At 61.3% G+C, this 26,998-nt stretch carries 16 protein-coding genes; 12 read left to right on the top strand and 4 right to left on the bottom strand.

Features of this window, described 5'->3' with window-relative positions; genetic code table 11:
• The first annotated feature begins 39 nt into the window (after positions 1–39).
• Entirely contained in the window at positions 40–1,026 is a 987-nt protein-coding gene (locus PQU94_RS17645) for a LacI family DNA-binding transcriptional regulator (RefSeq protein ID WP_272742745.1), read from the top strand.
• Here the strand turns inward: PQU94_RS17645 and PQU94_RS17640 are convergent, their stop codons facing one another.
• Both PQU94_RS17640 and PQU94_RS17635 read right to left on the bottom strand, forming a co-directional pair.
• Positions 1,027–2,256, bottom strand: coding sequence for an MFS transporter (locus tag PQU94_RS17640; protein ID WP_272742744.1), 1,230 nt, complete (start codon positions 2,254–2,256; stop codon positions 1,027–1,029).
• A 282-nt stretch (positions 2,257–2,538) separates the two neighbouring features.
• Positions 2,539–4,971: a TonB-dependent receptor domain-containing protein gene (locus PQU94_RS17635; RefSeq protein ID WP_272742743.1), complete on the bottom strand. Its 2,433-nt coding sequence runs from the start codon at positions 4,969–4,971 to the stop codon at positions 2,539–2,541.
• Positions 4,972–5,425: 454 nt separating this feature from the next.
• Here PQU94_RS17635 and PQU94_RS17630 point away from each other — a divergent pair, with 454 nt between their 5' ends.
• From PQU94_RS17630 to PQU94_RS17610, 5 genes are all read left to right on the top strand, one after another.
• A complete protein-coding gene (locus tag PQU94_RS17630; RefSeq protein WP_272742742.1) occupies positions 5,426–7,189 on the top strand; it encodes an alpha-amylase family glycosyl hydrolase in 1,764 nt (587 codons plus the stop codon).
• 2 nt (positions 7,190–7,191) lie between these two features.
• Positions 7,192–8,079 (top strand): ROK family protein, encoded by an 888-nt coding sequence (locus PQU94_RS17625; protein ID WP_272742741.1) that lies wholly within the window; start codon positions 7,192–7,194, stop codon positions 8,077–8,079.
• 86 nt (positions 8,080–8,165) lie between these two features.
• A complete protein-coding gene (ku, locus tag PQU94_RS17620) occupies positions 8,166–9,038 on the top strand; it encodes a non-homologous end joining protein Ku (RefSeq protein ID WP_272742740.1) in 873 nt (290 codons plus the stop codon).
• A complete protein-coding gene (gene ligD / locus PQU94_RS17615; RefSeq protein ID WP_272742739.1) occupies positions 9,039–11,582 on the top strand; it encodes a DNA ligase D in 2,544 nt (847 codons plus the stop codon).
• Positions 11,583–11,700: 118 nt separating this feature from the next.
• Positions 11,701–13,941, top strand: coding sequence for a glycoside hydrolase family 3 C-terminal domain-containing protein (locus PQU94_RS17610; protein WP_272742738.1), 2,241 nt, complete (start codon positions 11,701–11,703; stop codon positions 13,939–13,941).
• Between the two features lie 234 nt (positions 13,942–14,175).
• On the opposite strand, the gene PQU94_RS17605 is transcribed toward PQU94_RS17610, so the two are convergent.
• On the bottom strand, positions 14,176–17,421 hold the full coding sequence (locus PQU94_RS17605) for a PAS domain-containing protein (RefSeq protein WP_272742737.1): 3,246 nt from the start codon (positions 17,419–17,421) through the stop codon (positions 14,176–14,178).
• 143 nt (positions 17,422–17,564) lie between these two features.
• Here PQU94_RS17605 and PQU94_RS17600 point away from each other — a divergent pair, with 143 nt between their 5' ends.
• From PQU94_RS17600 to galA, 5 genes are all read left to right on the top strand, one after another.
• On the top strand, positions 17,565–18,944 hold the full coding sequence (locus PQU94_RS17600; protein WP_272742736.1) for a glycoside hydrolase family 53 protein: 1,380 nt from the start codon (positions 17,565–17,567) through the stop codon (positions 18,942–18,944).
• A 219-nt stretch (positions 18,945–19,163) separates the two neighbouring features.
• Positions 19,164–19,733, top strand: coding sequence for an RNA polymerase sigma factor (locus PQU94_RS17595; protein WP_272742735.1), 570 nt, complete (start codon positions 19,164–19,166; stop codon positions 19,731–19,733).
• Positions 19,720–20,688 carry a FecR family protein gene (locus tag PQU94_RS17590; RefSeq protein WP_272742734.1) on the top strand — a complete coding sequence of 323 codons (969 nt, stop codon included), beginning with the start codon at positions 19,720–19,722 and terminating at the stop codon, positions 20,686–20,688. The genes PQU94_RS17595 and PQU94_RS17590 overlap by 14 nt, the downstream gene beginning before the upstream one ends.
• 147 nt (positions 20,689–20,835) lie before the next feature.
• Entirely contained in the window at positions 20,836–23,739 is a 2,904-nt protein-coding gene (locus PQU94_RS17585) for a TonB-dependent receptor (protein ID WP_272742733.1), read from the top strand.
• 89 nt (positions 23,740–23,828) lie between these two features.
• Positions 23,829–26,309, top strand: coding sequence for a beta-galactosidase GalA (galA, locus tag PQU94_RS17580; RefSeq protein ID WP_272742732.1), 2,481 nt, complete (start codon positions 23,829–23,831; stop codon positions 26,307–26,309).
• On the opposite strand, the gene PQU94_RS17575 is transcribed toward galA, so the two are convergent.
• Entirely contained in the window at positions 26,306–26,431 is a 126-nt protein-coding gene (locus PQU94_RS17575) for a hypothetical protein (protein WP_272742731.1), read from the bottom strand. The genes galA and PQU94_RS17575 overlap by 4 nt on opposite strands.
• Before the next feature lie 313 nt (positions 26,432–26,744).
• On the opposite strand from PQU94_RS17575, the gene PQU94_RS17570 reads away from it, so the two are divergent.
• A partial coding sequence (locus tag PQU94_RS17570; RefSeq protein WP_272742730.1) for a hypothetical protein occupies positions 26,745–26,998 on the top strand: 254 nt, incomplete at its 3' end.

The raw sequence follows: 26,998 nt of genomic DNA, 5'->3' as shown, positions 1-26,998 counted from the left end.
GGCTGCGCGATGACAGACACCCCTCCTGCCAAAGTCAAGATGACGGATATCGCCCGTCTGGCGGACGTATCTCTGGCCACCGTATCGCGCGCTCTGGCCGACAGTCCGCTAGTACCGGAGCCTCAGAAGCGGCGCATCATCGCCATCGCCGAAGCGCACGGCTACGCCGTCAATCAGGCGGCGCGGAACCTGCGGATGCAAACGACGCGGACCATCGGTCTGGTCCTGCCGCTGGGGCACGAAACCGGTCAGCAGATGACTGATCCCTTCCTGCTCGAACTGGTCGGCTATCTGTCGGAAGAAGTGTTCCGGCGCGGCTACGACCTGCTGGTGTCGAAAAATCTGTCGCCGCAAAGCGGATGGCTGAACACGCTGGTCAAGTCGCACCGTTTCGATGCCATGCTGGTCCTGGGGCAAAGCGATCAGCACGAAGAGATCAACGCCATCTCGACTCACTATAATCCGATGGTGGTGTGGGGCGAGCGGCTACCGGATCAGGGCTATTGTTCGGTCGGCGTGGACAATGTGCATGGCGGGCGTCTGGCGGCGGAGCATCTGCTGAGTAAGAGCCGCAAGCACGTCCTGTTCCTTGGCCCGGCTCAGGTGCCCGAGGTGGCGGCGCGTCTGAAGGGCTTTGGCGAAGGGCTCGCTCAGGCGGGGCACAAACTGACGCCCGCGCAGATCATCGAGACGCACTTCACGCCGGATTCGGCCTATGAGACGGTCAAGGGCCTGATCGCCTCGCGCCGGCGCTTCGATGCCATATTTGCGGCGTCGGACGTCATCGCCCTGGCCGCTATTCATGCCCTGAGCGATGCCGGGCGGCGCGTGCCGGAGGATGTGGCTGTTTGCGGTTTCGACGACGTGGCCATGTCGAAGACTATGTCCCCGGCCCTGACGACCGTGAAGCAGGACTTACGGCTGGGGGCGCAACTGATGGTCGATCTGCTGTTCCGGCGACTGGCGGGAGAAAAGACCTCGTCCGCCGTTCTGGCCGCCGGACTGATCGAGCGGGCCTCGACCTGATCAGTACTCGGAATTGAGCGCCTTAAGCCGGGCGCCCGCCGGGTCATGACGGTGGTTGAAGATCAGCGCCACAAACAGGATCAGAGCCAGACCGGTGGCCAGCACAAACCCGTACTGCGCGCCGCCAAACAGGTCCGACACCGCGCCCATGGCCAGAGGGGCGACGACGGCGCTGAGACAGGTGAAGAACAGGATCACGCCGCCGGCCGCGCCGTGCTGCGCCTTGCGGAAGCCCGATATGCCCTTGGAATTGATCGTCGGGTACATGACCGACATGAACAGGCCCGACAGGGGCAGGCTATAGACCGCCACCGCCTGCCCGCCGATCAGGGCCGCTACGAAGCAGGCCAGAATGGCCCCGGCGCACAGCAGCAGGACCAGCGTCCATTTCAGACGCGCAAGCATCCACACCCCCAGAAAACGCCCCGCCGCGCGCAGCACAAAGAAGACGCTGAGTGCATAAAGCGCCAGCCACACGGCCGGCCCCTGATACCCCTTAAGCAAGGTTGGCATCCATACATAGATGGCGGTTTCCACCCCGACATAGAGCATGGCGAGAGCCGAAAATGAAAGGGCATAGGGATCACGCACCAGACCCAAAGAGGCCTTAAGACTGAAGCCTTCGCTGGTCGAAGTCTGCCGTTCGGGGTAGCGCACCACAAAGGCCGTCAGGATAAGCAGGCTGCACAGCGTCCCGGCAATGACGTAGAGCCACTTCCACGACGCGCCCGACACCAGAAGCTGCGTAACGATCAGCGGGCCGATGATGGCACCCACGCCGAAAAAGCCCTCGACCATATTCATGACGCGCGTATGGCTTTCGGTCGAGGTGGAGATGTCGCCGATAAGGGCCAGCGCCCCGGTTTTGAACACCCCGATGGCCAAACCCGAGATGAACAGCAGACAGGCAAAGAACAGAAAATCATTGCCAACGGCAAACAGGAAGGAGTTGAGCGCAAACAGGCTCAGGCCCAGAATGATCGTCCATTTGCGCCCCAGACGATCGGCCAGAAACCCCAGCCCCAGACCGGCAATGGCGATGCCCCCCATGGTGGCATAATGGAATGCCCCGGCTTCGGTCATGCTCAGGCCGTAGTCGCGGATGACTTCGGGGATGATGACGCCCACCGCATCCGTCGTCATGGCGAACATCATGAACATCAGATAGGTCAGCCCGGTGATCAGGGCGATATTGGCCGGCCGGGTCAGACTTGGCGAAGATGTCGTCATGGAGCGGTTCTCTGTATTTTGTTGTTATACGTTCAGAAGCCGTAGGCGAGAAAAAAAGAACGGGAGCGGGCCGCAGAGGGGATGCGACCCGCTCCCGATGCCTTCACGCCAAGGCATTTTTTGACGCCTCATGTGTATCCCAAAAGTGGTGTCCACTTTTTGGCATGAGGCTTTTTTCACGCCTCATGTGTATCCAAAAAATGGCGCCCACTTTTTGGTATGAGGCTTTTTTCACGCCTCATGTGTATCCAAAAAATGGTGCCCACTTTTTGGCATGAGGCTTTAGAACCGATACTTCAGGCTGATCGTCGAGGTGCGGCCATTGATAGCGCGGGCGCGCACGTAGTTGGTCGCATTGTCCGTGATCGCGCCTTCTTCGACCTCGGTGATCCCCAGAACGTCAAAGGCATTGTTGACGTTCAGCGAGACCGTCAGGTCCTCGGTCAGGCTGTAGTCGGCAAACAGGTTGGTCTGCACATAGCCCGGCATGACCAGCTTGTTGTCGTCCTGCGCGTAGGCGTCGGTGGTGCCAACAAAGTTCGCGCCGAATTCCAGCTTGTCTATCTTGTAGGTCGGCGTGAACTGGAACACCCACTCGGCCTGACGGCGCGGACGCTTGCCGACCGCAGTCGGGCTCAGGGCGTCCTTGGTGATTTCGGCCTTGGTGTAGGTGGCCCCACCATTGAGGCTGAGATTGCCGATACGATAGGCCCCTTCAAACTCGATGCCCTTGGCTTCGTACACGCGGTCAAAGAACTTCTGCGAGGTGGCTTCGAAATTCTGCTCCTCGGTCGTGGCGGCAAACGCCGTTGCAAACAGGCTGAGCGGACCGCTGCGGTACTTCACACCGGCTTCGGTCTGCTTGACGAAGTCGATGGCGTCTTCACGCGACACCGAGCCGTCGTCGCGCACCTTGCCGAACAGCAGACGGTCGGCATTGGCGCGCGCGCCCTTCGAATAGCGGGCGAAATAGGACAGGTTGTCCGTGGCGCGGTAATTGGCCCCCAGCGAGTAGGAGGTGTAGCTCCAGTTATAGTTGACCGGCTTGGCCGCTGCATAGTTGACGAAGGAGACGCTCTTTTCCGGATTGGAGATCACGCCGTCGCCATTGACGTCGAAATTGGCCATCTGGGTCGAGGCGGCATAGGTGCCGCGCGCCTTGCCTTCGTCCTGACGCACCGAGGCTTCGAGCGTCAGCTTGCCCCATTCGCCGCTGGCGATCACATAGGGAGCCACGATGTCGTACTGCACATCATAATGACGGGTGCAGCAGTTGCCCCACACCGGCACGCCATAGGCGAACAGGCCGTTCTGCGACAGGTTGGTGTTGCCGGCATAGAGGTTGAGCAGGCGCGCATTGTCACCGGCCACTTCCATGGCATAGCTGTTCCACACCCAGTCCATATTGATCGTCTGCGACGAATTGTAGAGACCGAAGGTCAGGTCGATCTTCGAACCCATGGCGTCAAACGTCTTTTGCAGCTTGAGGTCGTTGGCCGAATTGTCGAGGCTGTTCAGGCGGGTGTTGAAGGTGTGCATGATCATAGCCAGACCCGTGTAGGTCGCACCGGCGTTCGGTCCATTGGCCACCACAAGGCGCGTCCCCGCCGTGCCCAGAGCCGCGTTGATGCCCGACACGACGTCTGCCGAGGTGCCGACCGTCGCCGGGAAGGGCGCGATAAAGTTGGCTTCGGTCTTGGCGAAGCGGAACTTGTCGTTCAGCGTCCAGCCGCCGCCGACATCGAACTGCGCTTCGCCATTGAAGACGAGGCTTTTGGGGGCCATACCGTCGCGCACATTGGTCACAGAGCGATTGTTGCTGCCGTTCAAACCGGCGTCTTGCATGAAATAGACCGAGTGGATGGTGTCAGACTTGGCATCCAGACCCGGTGCCGATGACCATTTCGGATCGCCATTGGTGCCCGTCACCTTCATCGGCATGGGCAGGTAACCAATCGCTTTATCGTTCAGATATTTGACGCCCAGACGCAGGAAACCGTTATCGAACTTGCGCGTGATATTGGCCTTGATCTGCCCGCCCTGATTGGCGGTATAGCCCGCCTTGCGCGGCCCTTCACCGGAGCGGTAGAAGCCGCCGATATGGAAGTCGATCTTGTCCGACAGCGCGCCACCAAATTCGAAATCGCCGCGCGTCTGACCGAAGTCGATGCCCTGCGTCAGTTGCAGCGTGCCGCCTTCCTTCGCGCCGGTCTTCGAGATGATGTTGATGATGCCACCCGGCGAATTGGAGGCCAGGGTCGAGGCCGTACCGCCGCGGATGGCTTCGACGCGACCGACGCTCAGATCGGTGCGCAGGAAGATGTCGGCATTACCAAAAGCAATATCGCCGAACTCCAGAATGGGCAGCCCGTCTTCCTGAAGCTGGAGGAACTTGGCGCCGCCAGCCGCGACCGGCAGACCGCGCACGGCGATGTTGGCATTGCCTTCGCCGCCCGTCGATTCGGAGCGCACGCCGGGGATGTTGCGGAAGACTTCGGCGGCCGAACGCGGCGCAAACTTCTGCATTTCCTCTACCTGAATGGCGCTGACCGAGATCGAGCTGTCGAGCTTGTTGGCCTTGCGCGCCACACCGGTGACGACCACTTCGGTGACCCCCGAATCGGCGGCCTGATCCTGCGCCAGAGCGGGAGCGCCCACCACGGCCATGAGTGCCACCAACGAAACGCCGCCGGTCGTCCAGATCGACTTAGACATATCAATTCCTCCTGATGAAGCGCGCAGCTTCCTGCTTTTTTGCTTACGCCGGAGCGACGACGAGTCAGCTCCTGACTTGGATAACAGGACATCACCAAATGTAATCGATTACAAGTTAATTATTGGACTTGGGACACAGAAGGACTGGATTTTTTGCCAAAAATGACTTTTTTGCCACACAAAATGCCACGGCGGCGTCTAAAACCTTCCCTTTTTGATAGATTTTTCTTGTAATCCTTTTCATTTTCGATTTATCTGAAGTCGGAACGCTCTGCGATCCAATCTTCCCTATCCTTGCCTAGTGCCGGGCCGCCCGCGTTACGGCGGCCCGCCTTTTTCATCGGGACCCTGGAGCGCGTTTCGTTCATATTAACACGAAGTATCGCTCTAAATTTTTGATGTTCACGCGCTTTTTCATCTGAAAAGTGCGTCAAACTTTTCGGAAAGCGCTCTGATGGCCGATACGATCCATGCCTCTGCTGATCTGTCCTGCGACCCGTTGTGGCGTCAGGCGGAGGCCTGCCTGCGCACGCTTTATGGCGATGATCACCGCTTTGAACACAGCCTCATCGATCTGAAAGCCCGCGTGGCCGATGCGTGCAGCGCGCGTCCGACCGCTCTGCGTCACCTCGATATGACGCGCGCCAATACGCCCAACTGGTTCCTCAAGCCCGGCCGCCCGGCCTATTGCACCTATATCGACCGTTTTGCCGGGACACTGGAAGGCACGGCGCAACATCTCGATTATCTCGAAGGGCTTAAGGTCGGCATCTTCCACCCCCTGCCCCTGCTGAAACCACGCGAAGGCAATTCGGACGGCGGCTTTGCCGTGGCCGATTACCGTGAGGTCGATCCGCGTCTGGGGACGATGGAGGATCTGCGGGCGCTGGCGGCTGAGCTGCGGGCGCGCGATATGTCGCTGGTGCTAGATATGGTATGCAATCACACGGCGCGCGAACACCCCTGGGCGCAAAAGATGCTGGCCGGTGACCCCGCCTTTGCCGACTTCTATATCGTGCTCGACTCAGCGAATGAGGTCGCCGAATGGGAAGCGGCGCTTCAGGACGTCTTCCCGGACACCGCGCCGGGCAGCTTCACCTATGACGCCGGAGCCGGTGGCTATGTGTGGACGACCTTCTATCCGTTTCAGTGGGACCTGAACTACGCCAATCCGCGCGTTTTTGTCGAAATGGCTGACAGCCTGTTCTTTCTGGCCAATGCCGGGGTGGAAGGTTTCCGTCTCGATTCGACGGCCTATCTGTGGAAGCGCAAGGGCACGATCAGCCGCAACCTGCCGGAAACGCACCTGATCCTTCAGGCCCTGCGCGCCCTGCTCACCCTTGTCGCGCCTTCGACCTTCCTGCTGGCCGAAGCCATCGAATCGCAGGCCTCGGTCCTGCCCTTCTTCGGTACGCCGCAGGCGCGCGAATGCGATCTGGCCTATAATAATGGCGTCATGACCGCCCTGTGGGGGGCTCTGGCCGATCAGAAGGCCGGCGTGCTCAAGACCACGATCGCGCGCGCCGGGGAAAAGCCGGCGCATGGCCACTGGCTGAACTATGTGCGCTGCCATGACGACATCATCTGGCTGGCCCTGTCCGATACGGCCGCGCCGGAACGCCTCACACACTGGTCCGATTTCTTTGCGGGTAAGGGCTCCTATGCGAAGGGCGAGGCGTTTCAGGCCCCGGAAGGCTTCCCGGCCTCCGGTTGCGGCATGGCGGCCAGCCTGTGCGGCGGCAAAGATGACCCGCAGATGCCCGCGCGTCTCAAGCTGCTTTACGGTCTCACCTACGCGCTGGAAGGCGTGCCGCTGCTGTATATGGGCGATGAAATCGCGCTGGAAAATTTCGACGCCTATCGCGACGATCCGGACCTGAAGGACGAGGTGCGCTGGTTGCATCGCCCGGTGATGGACTGGGACACGGCCGGGCGTCGCCATGCGCCCGGCTCCGTCGAACACGACATGTACGCCTTCCATCGGCAACTGGCCGACACCCTGTCGGCGATTGATTTCAAGCCCGGACAGTCCGTGTGTACCGAGGCCGAGGAGCGGCTTGTGATCATCGAACGCCCACTCGCGGCGGGCCGTTTTGTCTGCGTCGCCAATCTGAGCGCCGAACCCGTCATCCATAAGGTCGCGGGCCGCGTACTGATAGGGTCGGATAACGACACCCTCCCGGCCTACGGGCTGCGCTGGTTTATCGAAGAGTCCTGATCATGCCCTATTTCGCAGCCCTTGAGGTGGGCGGCACCAAGGTCAATGTCGCCGCCGGTTCCGGCCCCGACGACCTTCAGACCCTGCGCATCCCCACGCGCGCGCCGCAAGAGACGTGGCCGGAAGTGCTGCGGGCGCTGGAAACCCTGTCGCAAGGGCGCGCCTTCGACGCCATCGGCATAGCCAGTTTCGGTCCCATAGACGTCAATCCCCAGAGCCCCACCTTTGGCCGCTTTCGCAAGACGCCCAAGCCGGGCTGGAGCGGCTTCGACCTGCTGAGCCCCCTAACCGAGGCCTATCCCGAAGTACCGATTGGCCTCGATACCGACGTTAACGGCGCGGCCCTCGGCGAAAAGCGCTGGGGCGGGGCCAAGGACCTTGACACCTTTGTCTATGTGACGGTGGGCACGGGTCTGGGGGTCGGGCTGGTCGTTGCCGATCAGCCGGTGCATGGCCTGTTGCACCCCGAAGCCGGGCATATCCGCGTGCGCCGCCACCCGGACGACACCTATGCCGGCCATTGCCCCTTCCACGGCGACTGCTGCGAAGGCTTAAGCTCTGGCCCGGCCATCGAAGCGCGCACCGGGCAGAAGGCCGAAACCCTGCCGCCAGTCCATGGTGTCTGGGGCATGGTGGGCGACTATCTGGGGCAGTTGTTCTGCAATCTGGCCCTGATTACCTCGGCTCAGCGAATTCTGGTCGGCGGCGGTGTCGGGCTGAACGAACCGGTCCTGCGGGCGTCGCGTCAGACCTGCCACCGGCTGCTCAATAGTTATCTGGAGGCGCTAGAGTCTGCCGAGAGTATGGACATTTATATTCAGGGCGCACATCTGGGCGATCGCGCCGGGATGCTGGGGGCCATCGAACTGGCCCGCCGGGCATTAGACTAAGCACATCCTTACGCCTGACCTAAAGGCGCGCAGTGCGGTCTTACGCGGCCTCGTACTAGGCTGACCTCCTGATCCGGAGGTCCGTTATGGCGCTTCGCCCCTACTGGAGCGGCAATCTGCGACTGTCGCTCGTTACGCTGCCTGTCAATGTCTATTCGGCGCTCAACCGTTCGCGTCAGATTCCGCTGAAAGAAATCTATCGCAAGACGGGCGAGCGCGTGCACCGGCTCAATGTCACCGAAGACGGCACCGAGGTCGAACGCGACGAGATCATCAAGGGGTATGAGGTTGAAAAGGGCGAGTACGTTTTGATCGAGCCGGACGAGATCAAGGACCTGAAAATCCCGTCATCGCGCACACTTGATATCGTGCAGTTCGTCCCCGCCGAAGAGATTGACGACCTCTATTTCGACGCGCCATACTTCGTCGCGCCGCAGAAAAACGCCGATCAACAGACCTTTGCCGTCATTCGCGACGCGCTAAGGCAATCAAAGACGACCGGCATAGGGCAACTGGCTATCGCCGGGCGTGAGCGCCTGTGCACCATCCGGCCGTGCGGCTCAGGCCTGATACTCCAAACCCTTCGCTACGAAAATGAGTTGCGCGACTCCGACCCCTATTTCGACGACATCACGAAAAAGGCGGCGGCCTCCGAGGAACTTGATCTGGCGCGCGAACTGATCAAGCGCAAAACCGCGAAGTTCGATCCGGGTCGCTTCCACGACAACTACCGTGAAGCTTTGCAAGAGCTGATCGAGGCCAAGGTGGAAAACCGCGAGCCGGTCGCTGTTGAAGAGGACCGGCCGGCAGCCAAGGTCATCAACCTGATGGATGCCCTGCGCAAGAGCCTGAAAGACCCTGAACCGGCGCCGCCAAAGGCCGAAAAGGGTACGCCCAAAACTTCTGCCAAACGCAAAAAGACCCTCGCAAAGACGGCCGCCCGCGAGAAGGCCAGCTAGATGGGTCTCGACCTTTACAATCAGAAGCGCGACTTTGCCAAAACCGCCGAACCCGAGGGCAAGCCGGGGCGCAAGGGCGGCAACCGCTTCCTCATCCAAAAGCACGATGCCACTCGTCTGCACTACGATTTCCGGTTGGAACTGGACGGCGTGCTGAAATCGTGGGCGGTAACGCGCGGCCCAAGCCTCAACCCGCAGGACAAGCGGCTTGCGGTCGAGGTGGAAGACCATCCCGTCGCCTATGGCACCTTTGAGGGCACCATTCCCAAGGGCCAGTACGGCGGCGGCACGGTGATGATGTGGGACGAAGGCACCTGGGAGCCGCTAGACGATCCGCATAAGGGGCTGAAAGCGGGCAATCTCAAATTTCGAGTACATGGCAAACGGCTCGGAGGCGAATGGGCATTGGTGCGTATGAAGCCGCGACCCCAGGACGGCGGTCGCGCCAACTGGCTCTTGATCAAGCACGACGATGCGGCGGCGCGCGAGGATGCGGCCGAGGCGTGGCTGGAGACACAGGCGACCAGCATCACCACGGGACGCCGCATGGAAGAGATCGCTGCCAATACGCACAGCGAGTGGCGATCACGACCGAGGGACACGCCACCCAATCGCCAAAAGATCAAATCAACACTTGAATTTATTGAGCCAGAACTGGCGACACTGGCGTTATCGCTGCCCAGAGGCAAGAATTGGGTGCATGAGATAAAGTTCGATGGCTACCGCACGCAGGCCCTGATCGAAAACGGCGAGGTGCGGTTCCTGACGCGCACGGGTCTCGAATGGACGCACCGCTTCCGCCCCCTGCCCGACTATCTGGCGCAGATGCGGGTCACAAGCGCCATACTGGACGGCGAGATCGTCGCGGTAGACGAAGGGGGCCGCGCAGATTTCAAGAGCCTGCAGGCCACCCTGTCCGGTGAAGCCGACGTGCCGCTGCAATATTATGTCTTTGATATTCTGCACAGGGATGGCGAGGACCTTCGCGGCCTGCCACTGATGGAACGCAAGGCTCAATTACAAAAGCTTTTTAAAGGCAGGGATTTCGGCGGACGTATTCATTACAGCGAACACTTTACGGAGGACGCCGCTGACCTGAAAGACCGGCTGTGCGCGCTGGATCAGGAAGGCCTGATCTGCAAACGTGCCGATGCCCCTTACCGCTCCGGGCGCCATCGCGCGTGGCTGAAGGTCAAATGCCACAAACGGCAGGAATTCGTCATCGGAGGCTTCACCCTGTCCAAGGCGGGGAGGCAGGGGATGGGCGCTCTGCTGATCGGCTATTATCAGGAGGGACGCCTGACCTATGCCGGTAAGGTCGGGACGGGCTTTACTCAGGACAGCGCCATCGACCTGCGCCGCAGACTGGACTTGATTGCTCAAAAAGACAATCCGTTCAGTGATATTCCGGCGGAATTTAAACGCGGTGCCCACTGGGTCGAACCCCACCTTGTGGTCGAGGTGCAGTTCGGCGAATGGACCTCCGACGGCCGCCTGCGCCACCCCTCGTTTCAGGGGCTGCGTGAAGACAAGCCCGCGCAGGACATCCACCGCGACCGCCCGCTCAGGCCAACCGAAGTCCGCAAAACCGAAGACGAACCGACGGCGCGTAAGCCCAGACGCCGCGCGCCGGTCTCGAAAACATCGGCAAAAGACGAGGTTGATGGGGTCGCCATCTCGTCACCGGGTCGTGTCGTTTTTCCGGGCTCCGACATTACCAAGAAGGATGTGGCGGAATACTATCTCAGCGTCGCCCAACAAATCCTGCCGCACATTGCCGGGCGTCCCATCTCGATGATCCGCTGCCCGGAAGGCATTGGCGGGCAGTGCTTTTTTCAGCGCCACCTCACCCAGGCCGCCGTTCCTCACGTCAAAGACACGGGTATTCAGGTGAATGGCCGCGAAGACGACTTTGTGATGATCGAGGATGAACGCGGCCTGATCAGCCTGACCCAATGGGGCGTGATGGAGATTCACCCCTGGGGCTGCCTAGCCGCCACGCCCGACCGTCCGGACCGCCTGATTTTCGATCTCGACCCCGATCCCGAAGCCAACTGGGCCGATGTGGTGGCCGGAGCGGCGGAGGTGCGCGAACGTATGGCCGAGTTCGAGCTTCAGAGCTTCCTCAAAACCACGGGCGGTAAGGGCCTGCACATCGTAATCCCAATTCAGCCTGAGCACGACTGGGACGCCATAAAGGCCTTTACGCGCGCCGTGGCCGAGTCCATGGCGCACGACAGCCCGCAACGCTTTGTGGCGCAAGCCTCAAAAGCCAAGCGTAAAGGCCGGATTTTTGTCGATTATCTGCGCAATGACCATACCGCCACCGCCGTGGCCCCCTATGCTGTGCGCGCGCGTCCCGGTGCGCCCGTGGCCATGCCCGTAGCTTGGGGCGCCCTCAGCCCCGACCTCGATCCGGCGGGCTTTACACTTGAAAACACGCCCGCGCACCTGAAACGGCGCAAGGCCGATCCGTGGGCCGATATGACAACCTTGAATCAGCGCCTGTCGGGCCACATTCTCAAGGCCTTGAATATTCTGTAGGTCTGACGCGCATAACCGATGCGGTTTTAAATTACCCTGCGAAACGCCCTGCCCCTTCCCGAATGTCGAAAATGCGGTTAGCGTTACGGCAATATCAAAAAACAAGGGGAGTAAACACATGCGTTTAAAGTGGATGGCGGCGAGCGCCCTTCTGCTGACCGGGGTGTCGAGCGTCGCACTGGCGCAAACCCAGGCGTGGTTCGATAAGTCAAAGTCGGCCGATGAGCGCGCCAGAGCGGCCGTTGCGGCCATGACCCTCGACGAAAAGCTGACCCTGATCCTCAGCTTCACCGATCCGGAGCAACTGGCCAAACAACCCGACTCCATCGTGTCGCCTGAGGTCAAGGCCATGGTGAACAAGGAACATATCCGGGGCTCGGCAGGCTATGTGCCGGGCATTGCACGACTGGGGATTCCGGCCCAGTGGCAAACCGACGCCTCGATCGGCGTGCGGGTGCAGGGCATGGCGCGCACGGCGCTGCCCTCGTCTCTGGCCACCGCCGCCAGCTTTGATCCGGCTGTCACCGAGGCCGGGGGCCGCATGATCGCGCAGGAAGCCCGTCTGTCGGGGTTCAACACCTTTCTGGCTGGCGGCGCCAATCTGGCGCGTGAACCACGCAATGGCCGCAATTTCGAATATGTCGGTGAAGATCCCTGGCTGGCCGGGCAGATGGCCTCTGGCCTGATCAATGGTATTCAGTCGCAGCATATGGTTTCGACCCTGAAGCATTTTGCCGTCAACGATCAGGAAAGCCAGCGCACAACGGTCAATGTGACCATCGCCCCCGAAGCCATGCGTCAGTCGGACCTGCTCGCCTTCGAATTCATCCTTGAGCAGTCCAATCCCGGCTCAGCCATGTGCGCCTATAACCTCGTCAACGGGCGGTGGGCCTGCGAAAACGAGTACCTGCTGAACAAGACGCTGAAACAGGACTGGGGCTTCAAAGGCTATGTCATGGCCGATTGGGGCGCCGTCCATTCCACCGTTGACTCGGCCAATTACGGGCTCGATCAGTTCACCGGCTTCCCCTGCTGCGGCGACCGTCAGCCCTATTTTGCGCCGGTGAATGTCAAGGTGGCGCTGGACAAGGGCGATATTTCACAAAAGCGCCTTGATGATATGGCGCAGCGCGTCCTGTGGCCGCTGTTCTCCACCGGCGTTTTCGACAACCCGGCCAAGGTCGGGCCGATCGACTTCAAGGCCAATGCCGCCGTATCGCAAAAGGCCGCCGAAGAGTCACTGGTGCTGCTGAGGAACGAGGGCAATCTGCTGCCGCTCAGCGGCGTGAAATCGGTGGCGATGATCGGCGCGCACGCCGACAAGGGCGTCATGTCCGGCGGCGGTTCATCCGGCGTGACGCCGGTGGGCGGCAACCCGGTCGAAGGACAACTGGAACCGAAATCCTGGCCCGGCCCGGTCAGCTATATGCCCTCGTCTCCGGTCGAAGCGTTGAAGGAGGAACTGCCCAAGGCGAAGATCGCCTATGCCGGCGGTGAGGATATTGCCGCTGCCGTGGCTCTCGCCAAATCCTCGGAGGTCGCCATCGTCTTTGTCACCCAGTGGATGGGGGAAGGCATGGACGGGACGCTGGAACTGAAAGGCAATCAGGACGCGCTGGTGGCAGCGGTCGCGGCCGCCAATCCGCGCACCATCGTGGTGGTGCAGTCCGGCGGGGCCATTTTCATGCCGTGGAAGGACAATGTGGGGGCCATCCTTCAGGCCTTCTATCCCGGCATCCGCGGCGGGCAGGCCATTGCGCGCATCCTGACCGGTAAGGTCAATCCGTCCGGCCACCTGCCGATCAGCTTCCCGGCGTCGAATGCGCAACTGGCGCACGACACCATTCCGGGCTTCGGCAAGCCGGATGGCGTGGCGGTCAACATCACCTATCACGAAGGCGCGGCGATCGGCTATAAATGGTATGATGTGAAGGGCTACACGCCCCTGTTCGCCTTCGGGCACGGCCTGAGCTACACCACGTTTGCGGTGTCTGACGCCAGGGCCACGGTCGAAAAGGGCGAACTGACCATCTCCGCCGCCATCCGCAATACCGGCAAGACCGCCGGTAAGGGCGTCATTCAGGTCTATGTTGCCCCTGCCGACTATAAGGCCGTGGGCTGGGAAGCCCCCAAACGTTTTGTGGCCTTCCGTAAGGAAGCCGTCGCGCCCGGGGCCACATCAGGCACCTTCATGCAAAAGATCGACCCGCGCCTACTGGCCACCTATGAGGTGGCGGACAATAGCTGGCGCATCCGGGCGGGGACCTATCAGGTCCTTTTCGGTCAGGCGGCAGACGACCTGCCGCAATCGGTGACGATCACCCTGTCCGACCTCACCTGGAGCGCGGCACACAAGTAAAACCCCTATATCCGATGAACGCTCAACGCCTCCGCCCGCAAGCGGGGGCGTTTCTTTGAGCCTATGGCCTTGCTGCTTCCGGCGAAGGCCATATGGTGGACTTATCTCCGCCTTGATAGAGCTTTAGCGTCCGTGCGTGAGCCCTTACGTCGAAGAGAATCCCGCCATGCGTCTTGTCCCTGCCCTCCTGCTCGCTCTGATGGCGGTTGCCGCCCCCATTCTGGCCACACCGGCTCAGGGCTTGCGATCCAGCATTTCCCGTACCCGCGCCGCCAGCTCCTCGATACTGAACGGCTTACCGATCAGCTCGACTCCGGCATCGACCACCCCATTATGCACGACGGCATTGCGGGTATAGCCAGAAGTAAATAGGACCTTCAGATCAGGTCTTACCTTCTGCGCGGCATCGGCCAGCTTGCGCCCGTTGATTTCCGGCATGACAATATCGGTGAACAGCAACCGGACCTCCGGATGCTCGTCCAGCAGGCGCAAGGCCGTCGCCGCCGAGTCGGCTTCCAGCACGCGATAACCCAGCTCGGTCAGGGCATCGCAACTGAAGCGACGCACCACGGCTTCATCATCAACGACCAGAATGACATCGCGCGCCTCTCCGGGCAGCAAAATGCCCTCGGACGGCCCGTTATCGGGGGCCACCGCATCGGCGCCGGTGAGGCGTGGCAGGTAGATCTTGACCGTCGTTCCCTGCCCCGGTTCCGAATAGATGCGCACGTGGCCGTTCGACTGCTTGACGAAGCCATAGACCTGACTGAGGCCCAGACCGGTCCCTTTACCGACGCCCTTGGTCGTAAAAAAGGGATCGAAGGCGCGGGCCATGACGTCCGGCGGCATGCCGCAGCCCGTATCGGTGACGGCGATCAACACATACTGACCGGTCGCCACACCGATCTCTTCGGCAACGTAGCGCGAATCGAGGTGAGCGTTCTGGGTTTCGATGGTCAGACGCCCGCCGTCAGGCATGGCGTCGCGCGCATTGACCCCCAGATTGAGCAGGACGTTCTCAAGCTGGTTCGGATCGACGTGCACAGGCCACGCCCCGGCGGCCAGCACGGTCTCAAGCTGAATGGCCCCGCCCAGCGAATGGGCCAGAAGCTCCGACATACCGCCCACCAGACGATTGACATTGACCGTTTCTGGCCGCAGCGGCTGCTGACGCGAGAAGGCGAGCAGGCGCTGGGTCAGGTTGGCGGCCCGCTTGGCCCCCTCCAGCCCCTGAGTCACATAGTGGCGGGCGCGCACGTCTTCAGGCCCGATGCGCCGGTTGAGGAGTTCCAGCGAGCCCATCACCACGGCCAGCATATTGTTGAAGTCGTGCGCAATGCCGCCGGTCAGTTGCCCCACGGCCTCCATCTTCTGCGACTGTCGCAACTGTTCTTCGAGCTGGCGCTTGGCGGTTACGTCGATACCGACGCCGATGCGGCGCACCGGTTTGCCATTTTCGAAATGGGTATGGCCGCGCGACAGCACCCAATGTACCGAGCCATCCGGGTGGATCAAGCGGTATTCCAGCTCTATATCGCCCTGCCGGGTCAGGCCTTCGGCCATGGTGGCGCGCAAGGCGTCGCGGTCTTCGGGATGCACATGCGCCAGAAACGCCTTGCGACCGATCCCGCTCAACCCCGCCTTCGGGTCGAGCGCGTAGACGCTGGCAATGCCCTCATCATAGTGGAACAGGTCGCTGGCCACATCGTAGGTCCACACCCCGATGCCATCGACCGCGCCAAGGGCAAGACGCGCAAAGTCGCGGCTGTCCTCCAGTTCGCGAGCCCGTCTGATGTCCTCGGTAATGTCGCGAGCCACGCAATAGAGGAGGCCGTTTTCCTCATTCGCCGTCCACGAAAAGGTGCGATACTGGCCTTCGCGGTCACGCAGGCGGTTTTCAAAACGCCAGGTGTTACCGCCGGCAGACAGGGAGCGCAGCTCGATCCGGGTCTTTTCGTGATCGTCGGGATGTTCGAGCCAGTGCGAGGTTTTCCCAATCAGGTCTTCGGCTGTCCAGCCCAGAAGCCGCGTCCAGGCGCTGCTGACCTTGAGCCAGCGCCCGTCGCTGTTGGCAATCAGGAACGGGTCCTGCGACAGCGACCACAGCCGGTCGCGCTCCTCAAGCTCGCGCACGGTTTGTAGCAGGATAGCATCCTGCTCCAAACGCTGGGTGACGTCATAGGCGAACTGATAGGCGCCGATAATCCTGCCCTCCGTGTCGTAGAGGGGAGCTATGCGGATTTCATAGGCCCGGCGCTCCCGCCCTTCGCCACCAAATTCGTCTATTGTGACAAGATTTTCGCCAGCAAGGCCGCGGTCCCACAAGGCGCGTACATGACTAACCGCGTCGGGGTGCGCGGACAGAACCTCAAGAAGGTTACTCCCTACGCGCGGCGTGACCCCAAACAGGTGCTCAAATTCGGCAATGGTCGCGCGGTTGATGGCCCGCCAGTTATAGTCGGTGTCGATCACGTGGATAAAGGCTTCGGTCGCTTCGACCACATCGGCCAGAATCTTGCGTTCGGCCAGAGCCTGCGTCACCCGTTCTTCGAGGGTCGCATTGAGCGCCTTGAGGGCGTCTTCGGCGCGTTTGTGTTCGGTAACGTCATAGCCCCCGACAAAGATGCCCGTTACCGCGCCCTTGTCGTCGAACACCGGCTGATAGATGAAATCAATATAGCGCGTTTCCGCCTGATTGGAGAGGTCGAGGGGGAAGCTGCGCGATACGAAGGGTTGTCCGCTGTGGTACACCTGATCCAGCAGTTCATAAAAGCCCTGACTGGCCACATCGGGGAAGATGTCCCGCACCGTATGGCCCAGATAGTCGCGTGCCCCGGCAATGGTGCGGTAGGCTTCATTGACATAGGTGAAGACGTGATCCGGACCGTCCAGCGTCGCAACGAACCCCGGCATGTGGCGAAGCGACCGCGCCTGACTTTCGCGTTCGGCAGCCGCCGCGCGCTCGACAAGCACCTTGCGCGTCGTCTCTACGACAATGGCCAGAATACCGACCGCCGCCCCGTCGGAATCGCGCACCGGGGAATAGTCGATATCAAACCACACCGACTCGGGCGTGCCCGATCGGTTGAGCGTCATTTCCAGATCGCGGAAGGCCAGGGTCTGACCGGAGAGCCCGCTATGGATAACGTGATCGTTGAAGTCGGACGCTTCCGGCCACGCCTCTCGCGCGCCCATCCCCAGAATCTCCGGATGACGCCCGGCGGAAATTTCGGCGTAGCCGTCATTATAGATCAGCAAGCCCGACTGGCCCCACAGCAGGGTCATCGGCACGTGCGACGCCACGATCAGGCTGACGCAGGTTTTCAGGCTGGGGGGCCAGTCTTCGATGGGCCCCAGTTCGGTCTGGGACCAGTCTTTTTGCGCGATCAGGCGACCGCAGGCACCGCCGACGGTAAGAAGACTGCGGGCATAGCCGCCATCGGATCGGGGCGCAGGGTGTGCGTCATCGCAGGCGGGCATTCAGACCTTGGAGGGGAAGAGTAAGGAAGCCTCATTGCTAATATGGCGTGCATAAATTTTCAATCATGCCTGAGAGGGGAAAATCGGCGGAAAAGGTTTCGCCCTTCATCTTGATAAGGGACAGTCTCTTTCGGAGTTTTTTCATGACCGCTGCCCGACCGCTGCGCGCCCTTCCTGCCGCCCTGCTGCTGATGCTGGGCGTTATGCCCGCTGCTGAAGCGCGCGAAGCCCGCACCTACTATTTCGGCAGCGACCTGTCCTATGTGAATGAGATGGAGGATTGCGGGGCGACCTACAGCCGCGACGGCAAGCCAGAGGACGTCTATGCGCTGTTCAAGTCATCCGGGGCCAATCTGGTGCGCTTGCGGCTGTGGAATGATCCCAAATGGACGGCCTATTCCAATCTGGCCGACGTGACCAATGCCATGAAACGGGCCAGGGCCGCCGGTCTGCCCGTCCTGCTCGATTTCCACTATTCCGACGACTGGGCCGATGGCGACAAGCAACTTGTGCCCGCCGCCTGGGCCCATCTCAGCACCGATCAGCAGGTCGAAGCCCTGTATAAATTCACCTACGACACGCTGATGACCCTCAACGCGCAAGGGCTGATGCCGGATCAGGTACAGGTCGGCAATGAAACCAATGGCGAGATGATGGGCTCGGTGACGTGGAAACAGGGCGATCCGGTCAAGCCGATCAACTGGGAGCGCAATGCCCGCCTGTTCAACGCCGGTATCCGTGCCGTCAAGGACGCAGGCGCAAAGGCCGGTAAGACGCCGCGCATCATGATCCACATCGCTCAGCCGGAAAACGTCGAAGACTGGTTCCTCAAGGCGACGAGGGCCGGGATCGCCGGTTATGACCTGATCGGCATCAGCTATTACAAAAAGTGGTCGAAAATGGACATGGCGGGCCTTGGGGCGGTTATCAACCGCCTGCGCCACACCTATCCGGGCAAGGATATTGTGGTGGTCGAAACCGCCTATCCCTATACCGACAAGCATATGGACGAAAACGTCAACCTTATGGGCGAGGATTCAACCTTCCCCGCCTATGGCTTTTCGCCCGAAGGTCAGGCGCGCTACCTGCACGACCTGATGCAACTGACGCTCGACAACGGCGGCGCGGGCGTTGTCTATTGGGAACCGGCGTGGGTGTCCACCCAGTGCAAAACGCGCTGGGGCAGCGGCTCCAACTGGGAAAACGCCACCTTCTTCGACTTTACGGGCAAGGCCCTCCCCGCGCTGGACTGGCCCAAGGCCCAATACGTCTATCCGGTCGAAATGACCTTCCGGGTGAAGGACGAAGGCCAATCGGCCCTGTTCGTCAGCGGCGACTTCACCGGCGGTCTGGCCGTGCCCATGACACGCGAAAAAGGCTGGTTCGTCTATCGCAGCTGGCAGCGCCCCGGCACGTCCCTGCTGGCCGGGGCCGCCGAAACGCCTGAGGCCCTGAAAGACGCCCCCGCCTCTGAAATCACCGTGCCGACAAAGGCCGCCGTGGCGACTCTATCGACAAAATAATCACACAAGGCGCTTCGCGCGCTTATTATCATACAATTATCTGGCCAAACAGAGCCTGACGTGCTTACTCTGTGAGACAACCTCGCCTATAGACGGGGACCCAGGGAGTGCCACAGTGTTCATGCGAGTCGCCATTTGCCAAAAAATGTGCGCTGACGCGGCGGAAACGCGCCGCTCGTGCATTTTATACCGTAGAGACGTTTGCCGGGCGGGCCTTGCATGAGCGCGCACGACGAACGTCTGGCTTTCATCGGGACGCACATCCTGCCGCATGAGGCCGGGTTGCGGCAGTGGTTGTCACGCGCGGGGCTTTCGCCGTCCGAGCGCGACGATCTGGTTCAGGAGGTCTATTACCGCCTGCTGCGCCAGACCAGCTACGCCCATATCACGGACCCGCGCGCCTATCTGTACCGGATGGCGCGCAATCTGATGCTGGAGCAGATCAGGAAAACCCGCGTCGTGTCGATCACCACCGTTCATAATCTCGATGAGCTGGGCCGGGCGGACCTGTCGCCCACACCGGAGCAGGCCGTATCAGCGCGTCGCGAATTGTCGCGCGTCATGGCCTTCATCGAAAGCCTGCCCGCCCGCTGCAAGGCGGTGTTCGAGTTGCGCAAGGTGCACGGCCTGTCTCAGGCCGAAACCGCCGCGCGGCTAGGCCTGAGCGAGAACGTGGTGGAAAAGGAAACGGCACGCGGCCTCACCCTGATCCTGAAGCAGGTCGCCGAAGGCGATGCGCCCGCTCTGGCACCGATTCAACCCGCCCGGACCCGGCATGTCGGCCATTGACGAACAGGCTGCGGCCTACATAGCGGCACGCGCCGCCGGGGGCTGGAGTGAGGCCGATCAGGCCGGGCTTGAGGCGTGGCTGGCGGCCGATACGCGGCATCAGGGCGCCTTTTTTCGCGCCGAAGCCGCCTGGGCGATGCTCGACCGCGCCAGTGTGATGGGCGCGGGCGTCGCCGCCGACACCGTTTACAGATCGCCGTTCGAGCGCCTTGCACCGCAACCCCGCAACCCCACCCGTCGCCAGTTGCTGGCGGGTGGCGGCCTGATCGCCGCGTCCGTGGCAGGGGCCGCGCTGATCCTGCCCGCATTGACGCACCAGCGGCTTCAGACCGAAGTGGGCGAACTGCGCAAAGTACCGCTGAAAGACCGCAGCGTGGCCAGCGTCAATACCGACACCGCGCTGGACGTAGCGCTGGGGGCGAAACGCCGCGATATCCGCCTGATCCGGGGCGAAGCGTGGTTTCAGGTCGCCAAGGACAAGGCCCGTCCCTTTGTGGTGGAGGCCGATACGGTGCGTGCCCGCGCGGTGGGTACCGCGTTTGGCGTGCGCCGCTATCCCGACGGGGCCGAGGTCATGGTGAGCGAGGGCGTGGTCGAGGTGTGGAACACGCAGGCTCCGGACACCCCGGTGCGACTGGAAGCCGGGGGCCGGGTCTTTGTGCCCTATGCGCCGCAGCCGATCCGCGCGGAATATGCCCCCGATGCGGTCGATCGCCGTCTGGCGTGGCGCGAAGGGCAGATCGCGCTCGATAATGACAGCCTGACCCACGCGGCGGCCGAGTTCAACCGCTACAACAGCCGCAAGATCGTGATTGCCGATCCGGCTTTGGGCGAACAGAAGCTGGTAGGCTGGTTCCGTGCCGATCAGCCGGACACCTTTGCCCATTCGGTACATCTGGCGCTGGATGTCCCCGTGCAGATCGACGACCAGCGCATCGTCATCGGCAAAGAATAAATAAGATAAAAATATCGAATGAGGCGGCGGAAAGCGTTTTCAGCTTCATCTTGGATAGCAGGAGGGGTGAATGCCGCCAGACCGGCACACCCGATAAAAAGCAACCGCAGTCCGACTCCACGGCGCGGTCCTACGGGAAACACCACCATGATCCAGTTCTCCGGTGCCTCACAAGCCGCCCTGATCGCCGCGCTCAGCGTGAGCGCCGCCTACACCGCCCCTGCCTTTGCCCAGAGCAAGGCCTTCGCCATTCCGGCGCAGCCCGCCGCCAGAGGGGTGCAGGCCTTCGCCCAGCAGTCCGGCCTTCAGGTGCTGGCCAGCGCCGATGACCTGAACGGTCTGCGCACCAATGCCGTCGAAGGCACGCTGGCCGTCGATCAGGCCCTCAACCAGTTGATCAGCGGCACGGGCCTCAGCATCAAATCGAACGATGGCCGCGCCGCCGTACTGATACGCGCCTCTGCCGCCAGTATTGAACGCACCGCCGACACCGCACAGGCCGAAGTGGCCAATAGTGAGCCCGAAGAAGTCACCGTCGTCGGTATCCGCAAGTCGCTGCGCGACGCCATCGACCAGAAGCGTTCCAGCGCCGGGGTTGCGGAATTTATCTCGGCCAAGGAAATCGGCGTGCTGCCCGACGTCACCATCGCCGAATCTCTGGCGCGTCTGCCGGGCGTGACCACTTCGCGCGATCGCGGCAACGACAGTCAGGCCTCGATCCGTGGCATCGGTCCGCGCATGGTGCTGGGCACGGTCAATGGCCGGGAAGTGGCGACCTCCGAGCCCGACCGCAACGTCCGCTGGGAAATCTATCCGTCGGAAGTGGTCGCCGGGGCCGCTGTCTATAAATCCTCCGAAGCGCGTCTTCTGTCGGGCGGCATTTCGGGCACGGTCGATCTGCAAACCATCCGTCCCCTCGCCTATTCGGGACCGCAGTTCGTGGCCCGCGCCGGGGCCGTCTATTACGACGGCGGCAAGGCGTTTCCGGGCTATGACGGTCTCGGCTGGCGCGCCTCGGGCTCATGGGTGAAGAAGGTCAATGACCAGTTCGCCTTTGTCCTCGGCCTGACGGGTCAGAAGCAGAAGAACGGCTATGAGAGCTTCCGTGGCTGGGGCTTCAACGACGACTCGATCCGCGCCGGTAATTCGACCGGTCCGGTCGTCGCCGGTGGGCCCAAGGTGCCGACGCCGTGGGGCGCGGGGTCCGAAGCCAAATTCCTCGATGCCGACCGCTATTCGGCCTCGCTCGGCGCGCAATACCGCCCGAACGCGCAGTTCGAGCTGACCTACGACCTGCTCTATTCGAAATACAAGATCAAGGAAGACCAGAACCAGACCTGGTACGGCGAAAACAACTGGGGCAACTGGGCCGGCGGCAATACGGGCAGCTTCAGCAATCCGGTCATCGTCAATGGCGATCTGGTCGGGGCGACGAACGCCTGGTCGCGTCTGATGCCGGTCGTGGCGCGCTATGCCGAAGACAAGTCGCTGCTGGTCACCGGTCTGAACGGCAAGTGGACCAGCGAAAAGTGGACCGTCACCGCCGATCTCTCCTACTCGAATGCCGAGCGTGAAAACACCTGGCGCGCCATCAAGATGGAATATTATCCGTCCAGCATGACGTGGCTTTTGAGCGAAGACCCGTTCATCACTGTCACGCAGCAACCGGAAACAGCCACCCTGTCCACCGTGGCCGGGACCAATGATGTGGGTAAGGTCAAGGACGAACTGACCTCGGGTCAGCTGGATTTCCGCCGGGAATTCAGCGGTGACTTCTGGACCTCGTTGCAGTTCGGCGCCCGCTATGCCGACCGCACCAAGTCGGAGGCCACCGGCTATACGCAGGCTGCGGGCCCCGTTACGGCCAGCCTGAACGCCTCGACCCTGACCGCCTACAAGCTGGAGAATTTCAACATTCCGGCCATGCTCAAGGGCAGTTTCGACGCCCTGCGCACGCAGGTCTATGGGCCCAACGCCTTCAGCCTGTCGCCGGATCAGATCGCCTACAATTCCGAAGTCTCGGAAAAGGTTGGCGAAGCCTATGTGCAGGGCAATTTCGCCTCGACCGTCATCGACGCCCCGGTCACGGGTAATGTCGGCCTGAGGGTCGTCAATGTCGATAGCCAGTCGTCAGGCGATTCGCGCACCAGCGTCTGGGTCGAAGCCACCCCCGGCAACTGGGTTGAGCGCGTGACCCTGACCCCCACCACGGGCGGCGTCAGCTACACCAAGCTCCTGCCCTCGGCTTCGGTCAAGGTGCAGGTGATCGACAACGGCTTCCTGAAGCTCGGTCTGGCCCGCGTCATGTCGCGCGCGCCGCTGAATGAGCTGAAGGCCAATCGCGCCATCTCGACCTCAGCCCCCTATACGGGATCGTCCGGGAACCCCTATCTGAAGCCGTTTGAGGCCGATCAGATCGACGTCTCTTATGAATACTACTTCCGTCCGGACTCGCTGTTCGCGGTGGCGGGCTATTACAAGACCGTCAAGAACTATGTCGGCTATAACCAGCGCACCGAAACGATCAACGGCAATGTCTATACCCTGACCTCGCCGGTCAATTCGAGCAAGGGCGGCTTCATTTCGGGCGTCGAATTCACCTTCCAGACGCCGTTCGACACCTTCCTGCCGAACGTGTCGTGGCTGGACCGCTTCGGCATCTATTCCAACCTGGCTCTGGTCAATTCCAACATCAAGGAATTTGTCCCGGCGGGTAACCCGCTGCCGATGAACGGCGTGGCCGACACCACAGCCATTCTGGATCTGTGGTATTCGGACAAAAAGTTCGAAGCGCGTCTGGGGGCCAAGTACCATTCGGAATACACCGCCATCCTCGGCTGGGATTCGACCAATCTGGTGCGCGTGATGCCGGAAACGACGCTCGACTTCTCGGCGGGCTATAATATCAACTCCAGTGTGTCGCTGCGCTTCCAGGCGGGCAACCTGCTGGATACGCCGATGAAGGTCTATACGGACTATAAGTCAAACCGCGTGGGCGACATGTCCTATTATGGCCGTCGCTTCCTGTTCGATCTGACCTACAAGTTCTAATCGATTTCACAGGATTAAGGGGCCGGGTTTTCACTTGAAGACCCGGCTTTTTTATTTGTAAGATAATTTCAAAACCAGAGGAAACCGTCATGACCGATCTCAACCGCCGTCGCCTGCTGCAAACCGCTGCCGTCACCGGGGCGGCCCTGACGGCAGCGCACGCCGTAGCGGCCCCGAAGGCGACCGAGCCCGTCATCGACTTTTTCCCGAAAGACGACCTCGGCCCGCGTGAGCGTCTTTCGCTTGATCTCGACTGGCGCTTCACCTTTGGCCACGCCAGCGATATGAGCCGCGATTTCGATTACGGGCTGGCGCTACGTACCCACGCCAAGCAGGGCGCGCGGGTCGCCACCTGCGTCGGTGCGGATTTTGACGATTCCAAATGGCAAAAGATCGACGTGCCCCACGACTGGGCGGTCGCCCTGCCCTTTGCGCAAGGCGTCAAAGGCCCCATCGCCAATGGCGAGGATGAACCCGACATGCTGGCGGCGCACGGCTATAAACCCATCGGACGCGACTTCCCCGAAACCTCTATCGGCTGGTATCGTCGCGTGGTGCCGGTGTCGCCGGCGGATAAGGGCAAGCGTCTGTGGATCGAGTTCGACGGCGTGTTTCGCAACGCGCTGATCGTCTTCAATGGCTTTATCCTGAAGCGTCACGAAAGCGGTTACACCTCGTTTCAGGTCGATATCACCGACTTCATCAATACCGACAGCACCCCGAACATCCTGACCGTGCGCGTCGATGCGACCGAAGGCGAAGGCTGGTTTTACGAAGGCGCGGGCATCTATCGCCACGTCTGGCTCATTAAGACTAACGCCGTACACGTCCCGCAATGGGGCGTCTGCGTGCGCGGAAAGACCGACGGGACGGTCGAGATTGAAACCACGTTACGCAATGCCTCCGCTCAGCCGCGCAGCGTCAAACTCACCTCGGCCATCGGGGACAAGGCGGCGCAGGCCTCGGTTACGACCGAGGTCGCGGCGGGCGAGTCCGCCACGGTGCGCCAGACGCTGAAACTGAGCGATCCTGTCCTGTGGTCGGTGGATAGACCGCACCTCTACCGGCTGGAAACAACGGTTGAGGCAGACGACGGCGCTCAGGACAGGGTCGTGACCTATTTCGGCCTGCGCGATATCCGCTTTGACGCCGAAAAAGGCCTTCTGCTCAATGGGAAGCCGGTCAAACTTAAAGGCACCAACAACCATCAGGACCACGCCGGGGTCGGCGCCGCCATCCCCGATGCTCTGCAAGTCTGGCGGTTGCAGCAACTTAAAGACATAGGCTCCAACGCCTATCGCTGCTCGCACAATCCGCCGACGCCCGAAGTGCTCATGGCCTGTGACCGGCTGGGCATCCTCGTCATCGACGAAACGCGCAAAATGTCGTCGTCGGAAGACGGTCTCTATCAACTCGACGCCATGATCCGCCGCGACCGCAACCATCCATCGGTCATCGCCTGGTCGATCTGCAACGAAGAACCGCTGCAGGGCACCGAACGCGGCATCGAAGTCGCCAAAACCATGAAGGCCCTGTGCAAGCGCCTTGACCCCACCCGTCCGGTGACGGCAGCACTCGACAATTCCTACGGCAGGGGCATCACTTCGGTCGTCGATGTGCTGGGCTTCAACTACCGCCACAAGCTGATGGAAACGTTCCACGCCGACTATCCGACCATTCCCATCTATGGGTCGGAAACCGGTTCAACCGTTTCGACGCGCGGCGAATACGTCAACGACCCGTCACGGTCGGTTATTCGCGCCTATGACACCGAGCATCCGTGGTGGGCTTCGACCGCCGAAGACTATTGGCCGCTGTTTGATGAGAAGGCCTTTATTGCGGGTGGCTTTATCTGGACGGGCTTCGATTATCGCGGGGAGCCCACGCCCTATAACCGCTGGCCGGCCATTTCGTCGCAGTTCGGCATCCTCGACACCTGCGGCTTTCCGAAGGACAATACCTTCTATTACCGCGCCTGGTGGAAGAATGAGCCACTTCTGCACCTGTTCCCGCACTGGAACTGGGAAGGCAAGGAAGGGCAAAACATTCCGGTCTGGGTCCATTCCAACCTTGATGCGGTCGAACTGTTCGTCAATGGGCGGTCGCAGGGCAAGAAGACCTTCGTCAAAAACCGCCACCTCGAATGGGATGTGTCCTATCAGCCGGGGAGGATTCAAGCCTTCGGTTATAAGAACGGCAAGGTCGTTATGAAGGCGGTACGTGAAACCGCCGGACTGGCGACAAAACTGGTTCTGACAGCCGATCGCACCACGCTCAAGGCCGATGGCCGCGATGTAGCGGTGTTCAAGGTCGAAGCCTTTGACGCTAAGGGCCGCCCGGTGCCGAAAGCCGATAATCTGGTGACATTCTCTCTGTCGGGCGGCGGTAGCGTGATCGGCGTGGGTAACGGCAATCCCGCCAGCCACGAGGCGGACAAGGCGTCTGAGCGTCGGTTGTTCAACGGCCTGGCTCAGGCCATTGTGCAAAGCCCGCGTTCGGCCGGGCGTGTAACCGTCACGGCCTCCGCCGACGGCCTGAAAGCCGCCAGCGTGTCGCTGAATGTCGGCTAGGCCAGCAGCGCCAGCAGGCCCCACATGGCGGCGGAGAAGATCGACACCATCAGCAGTCCCTGCGCCCGCTCGTGCAGGGACTCGTCAGGGCTGTGATCGGTATGAAGGGCGACGCTTCTCATCTTTGCCTCCTTGGGCGGTTCACTGTTTCAGATCTGACTTTTGACCTGTGAGTCAAATCATACGCCGCGTCGGGCAAGGGCGCGACGCGCAAAAGCCTGGAAATTGTCAGGGCCGCATCAGCGTCCGCCCTCTCTTGCCCTCGCAGCTTGTCTGACCTTTCGTCCTCACCTATCCCAATCGGTCAGATGAAAAACGCCACAAAGGGCGCGCCTCGCCATTTTTCAGTCCCCTTTTGGTCTTTTTTACTGGCCAGACCGTGAGTGTGAGGTCATATTTTATCAGACAAATAATCGGACAAAAAAGGGTAAGGATATGTCTCAGTCGCTCAGAAAGATGGTGATGGGGTCGGTGGCGGCCGGGGTATTGCTGGGCTTGGCGGCGCCCGTACTGGCGCAAACCGCGCCCGTGGCGGAGTGGGAACAGCCTGAGGTGGTGGGGGTGAACCGGGAACCGATGAAGGCGACCTTCTTCAATTTCGAGAGCCGCGATCTGGCGCTGAAGGGCGACACATCGGCGTCAAAGCGCTTCCTGTCGCTGGACGGCACCTGGGATTTCAAATTCTCCAA

Source organism: Asticcacaulis currens, assembly GCF_028550395.1.
In the GTDB taxonomy this organism is placed as follows: Bacteria; Pseudomonadota; Alphaproteobacteria; order Caulobacterales; family Caulobacteraceae; genus Asticcacaulis; species Asticcacaulis currens.
The sequence above is the reverse complement of the archived record's forward strand: the minus strand, read 5'-3'. Positions and strand labels throughout refer to the sequence as shown.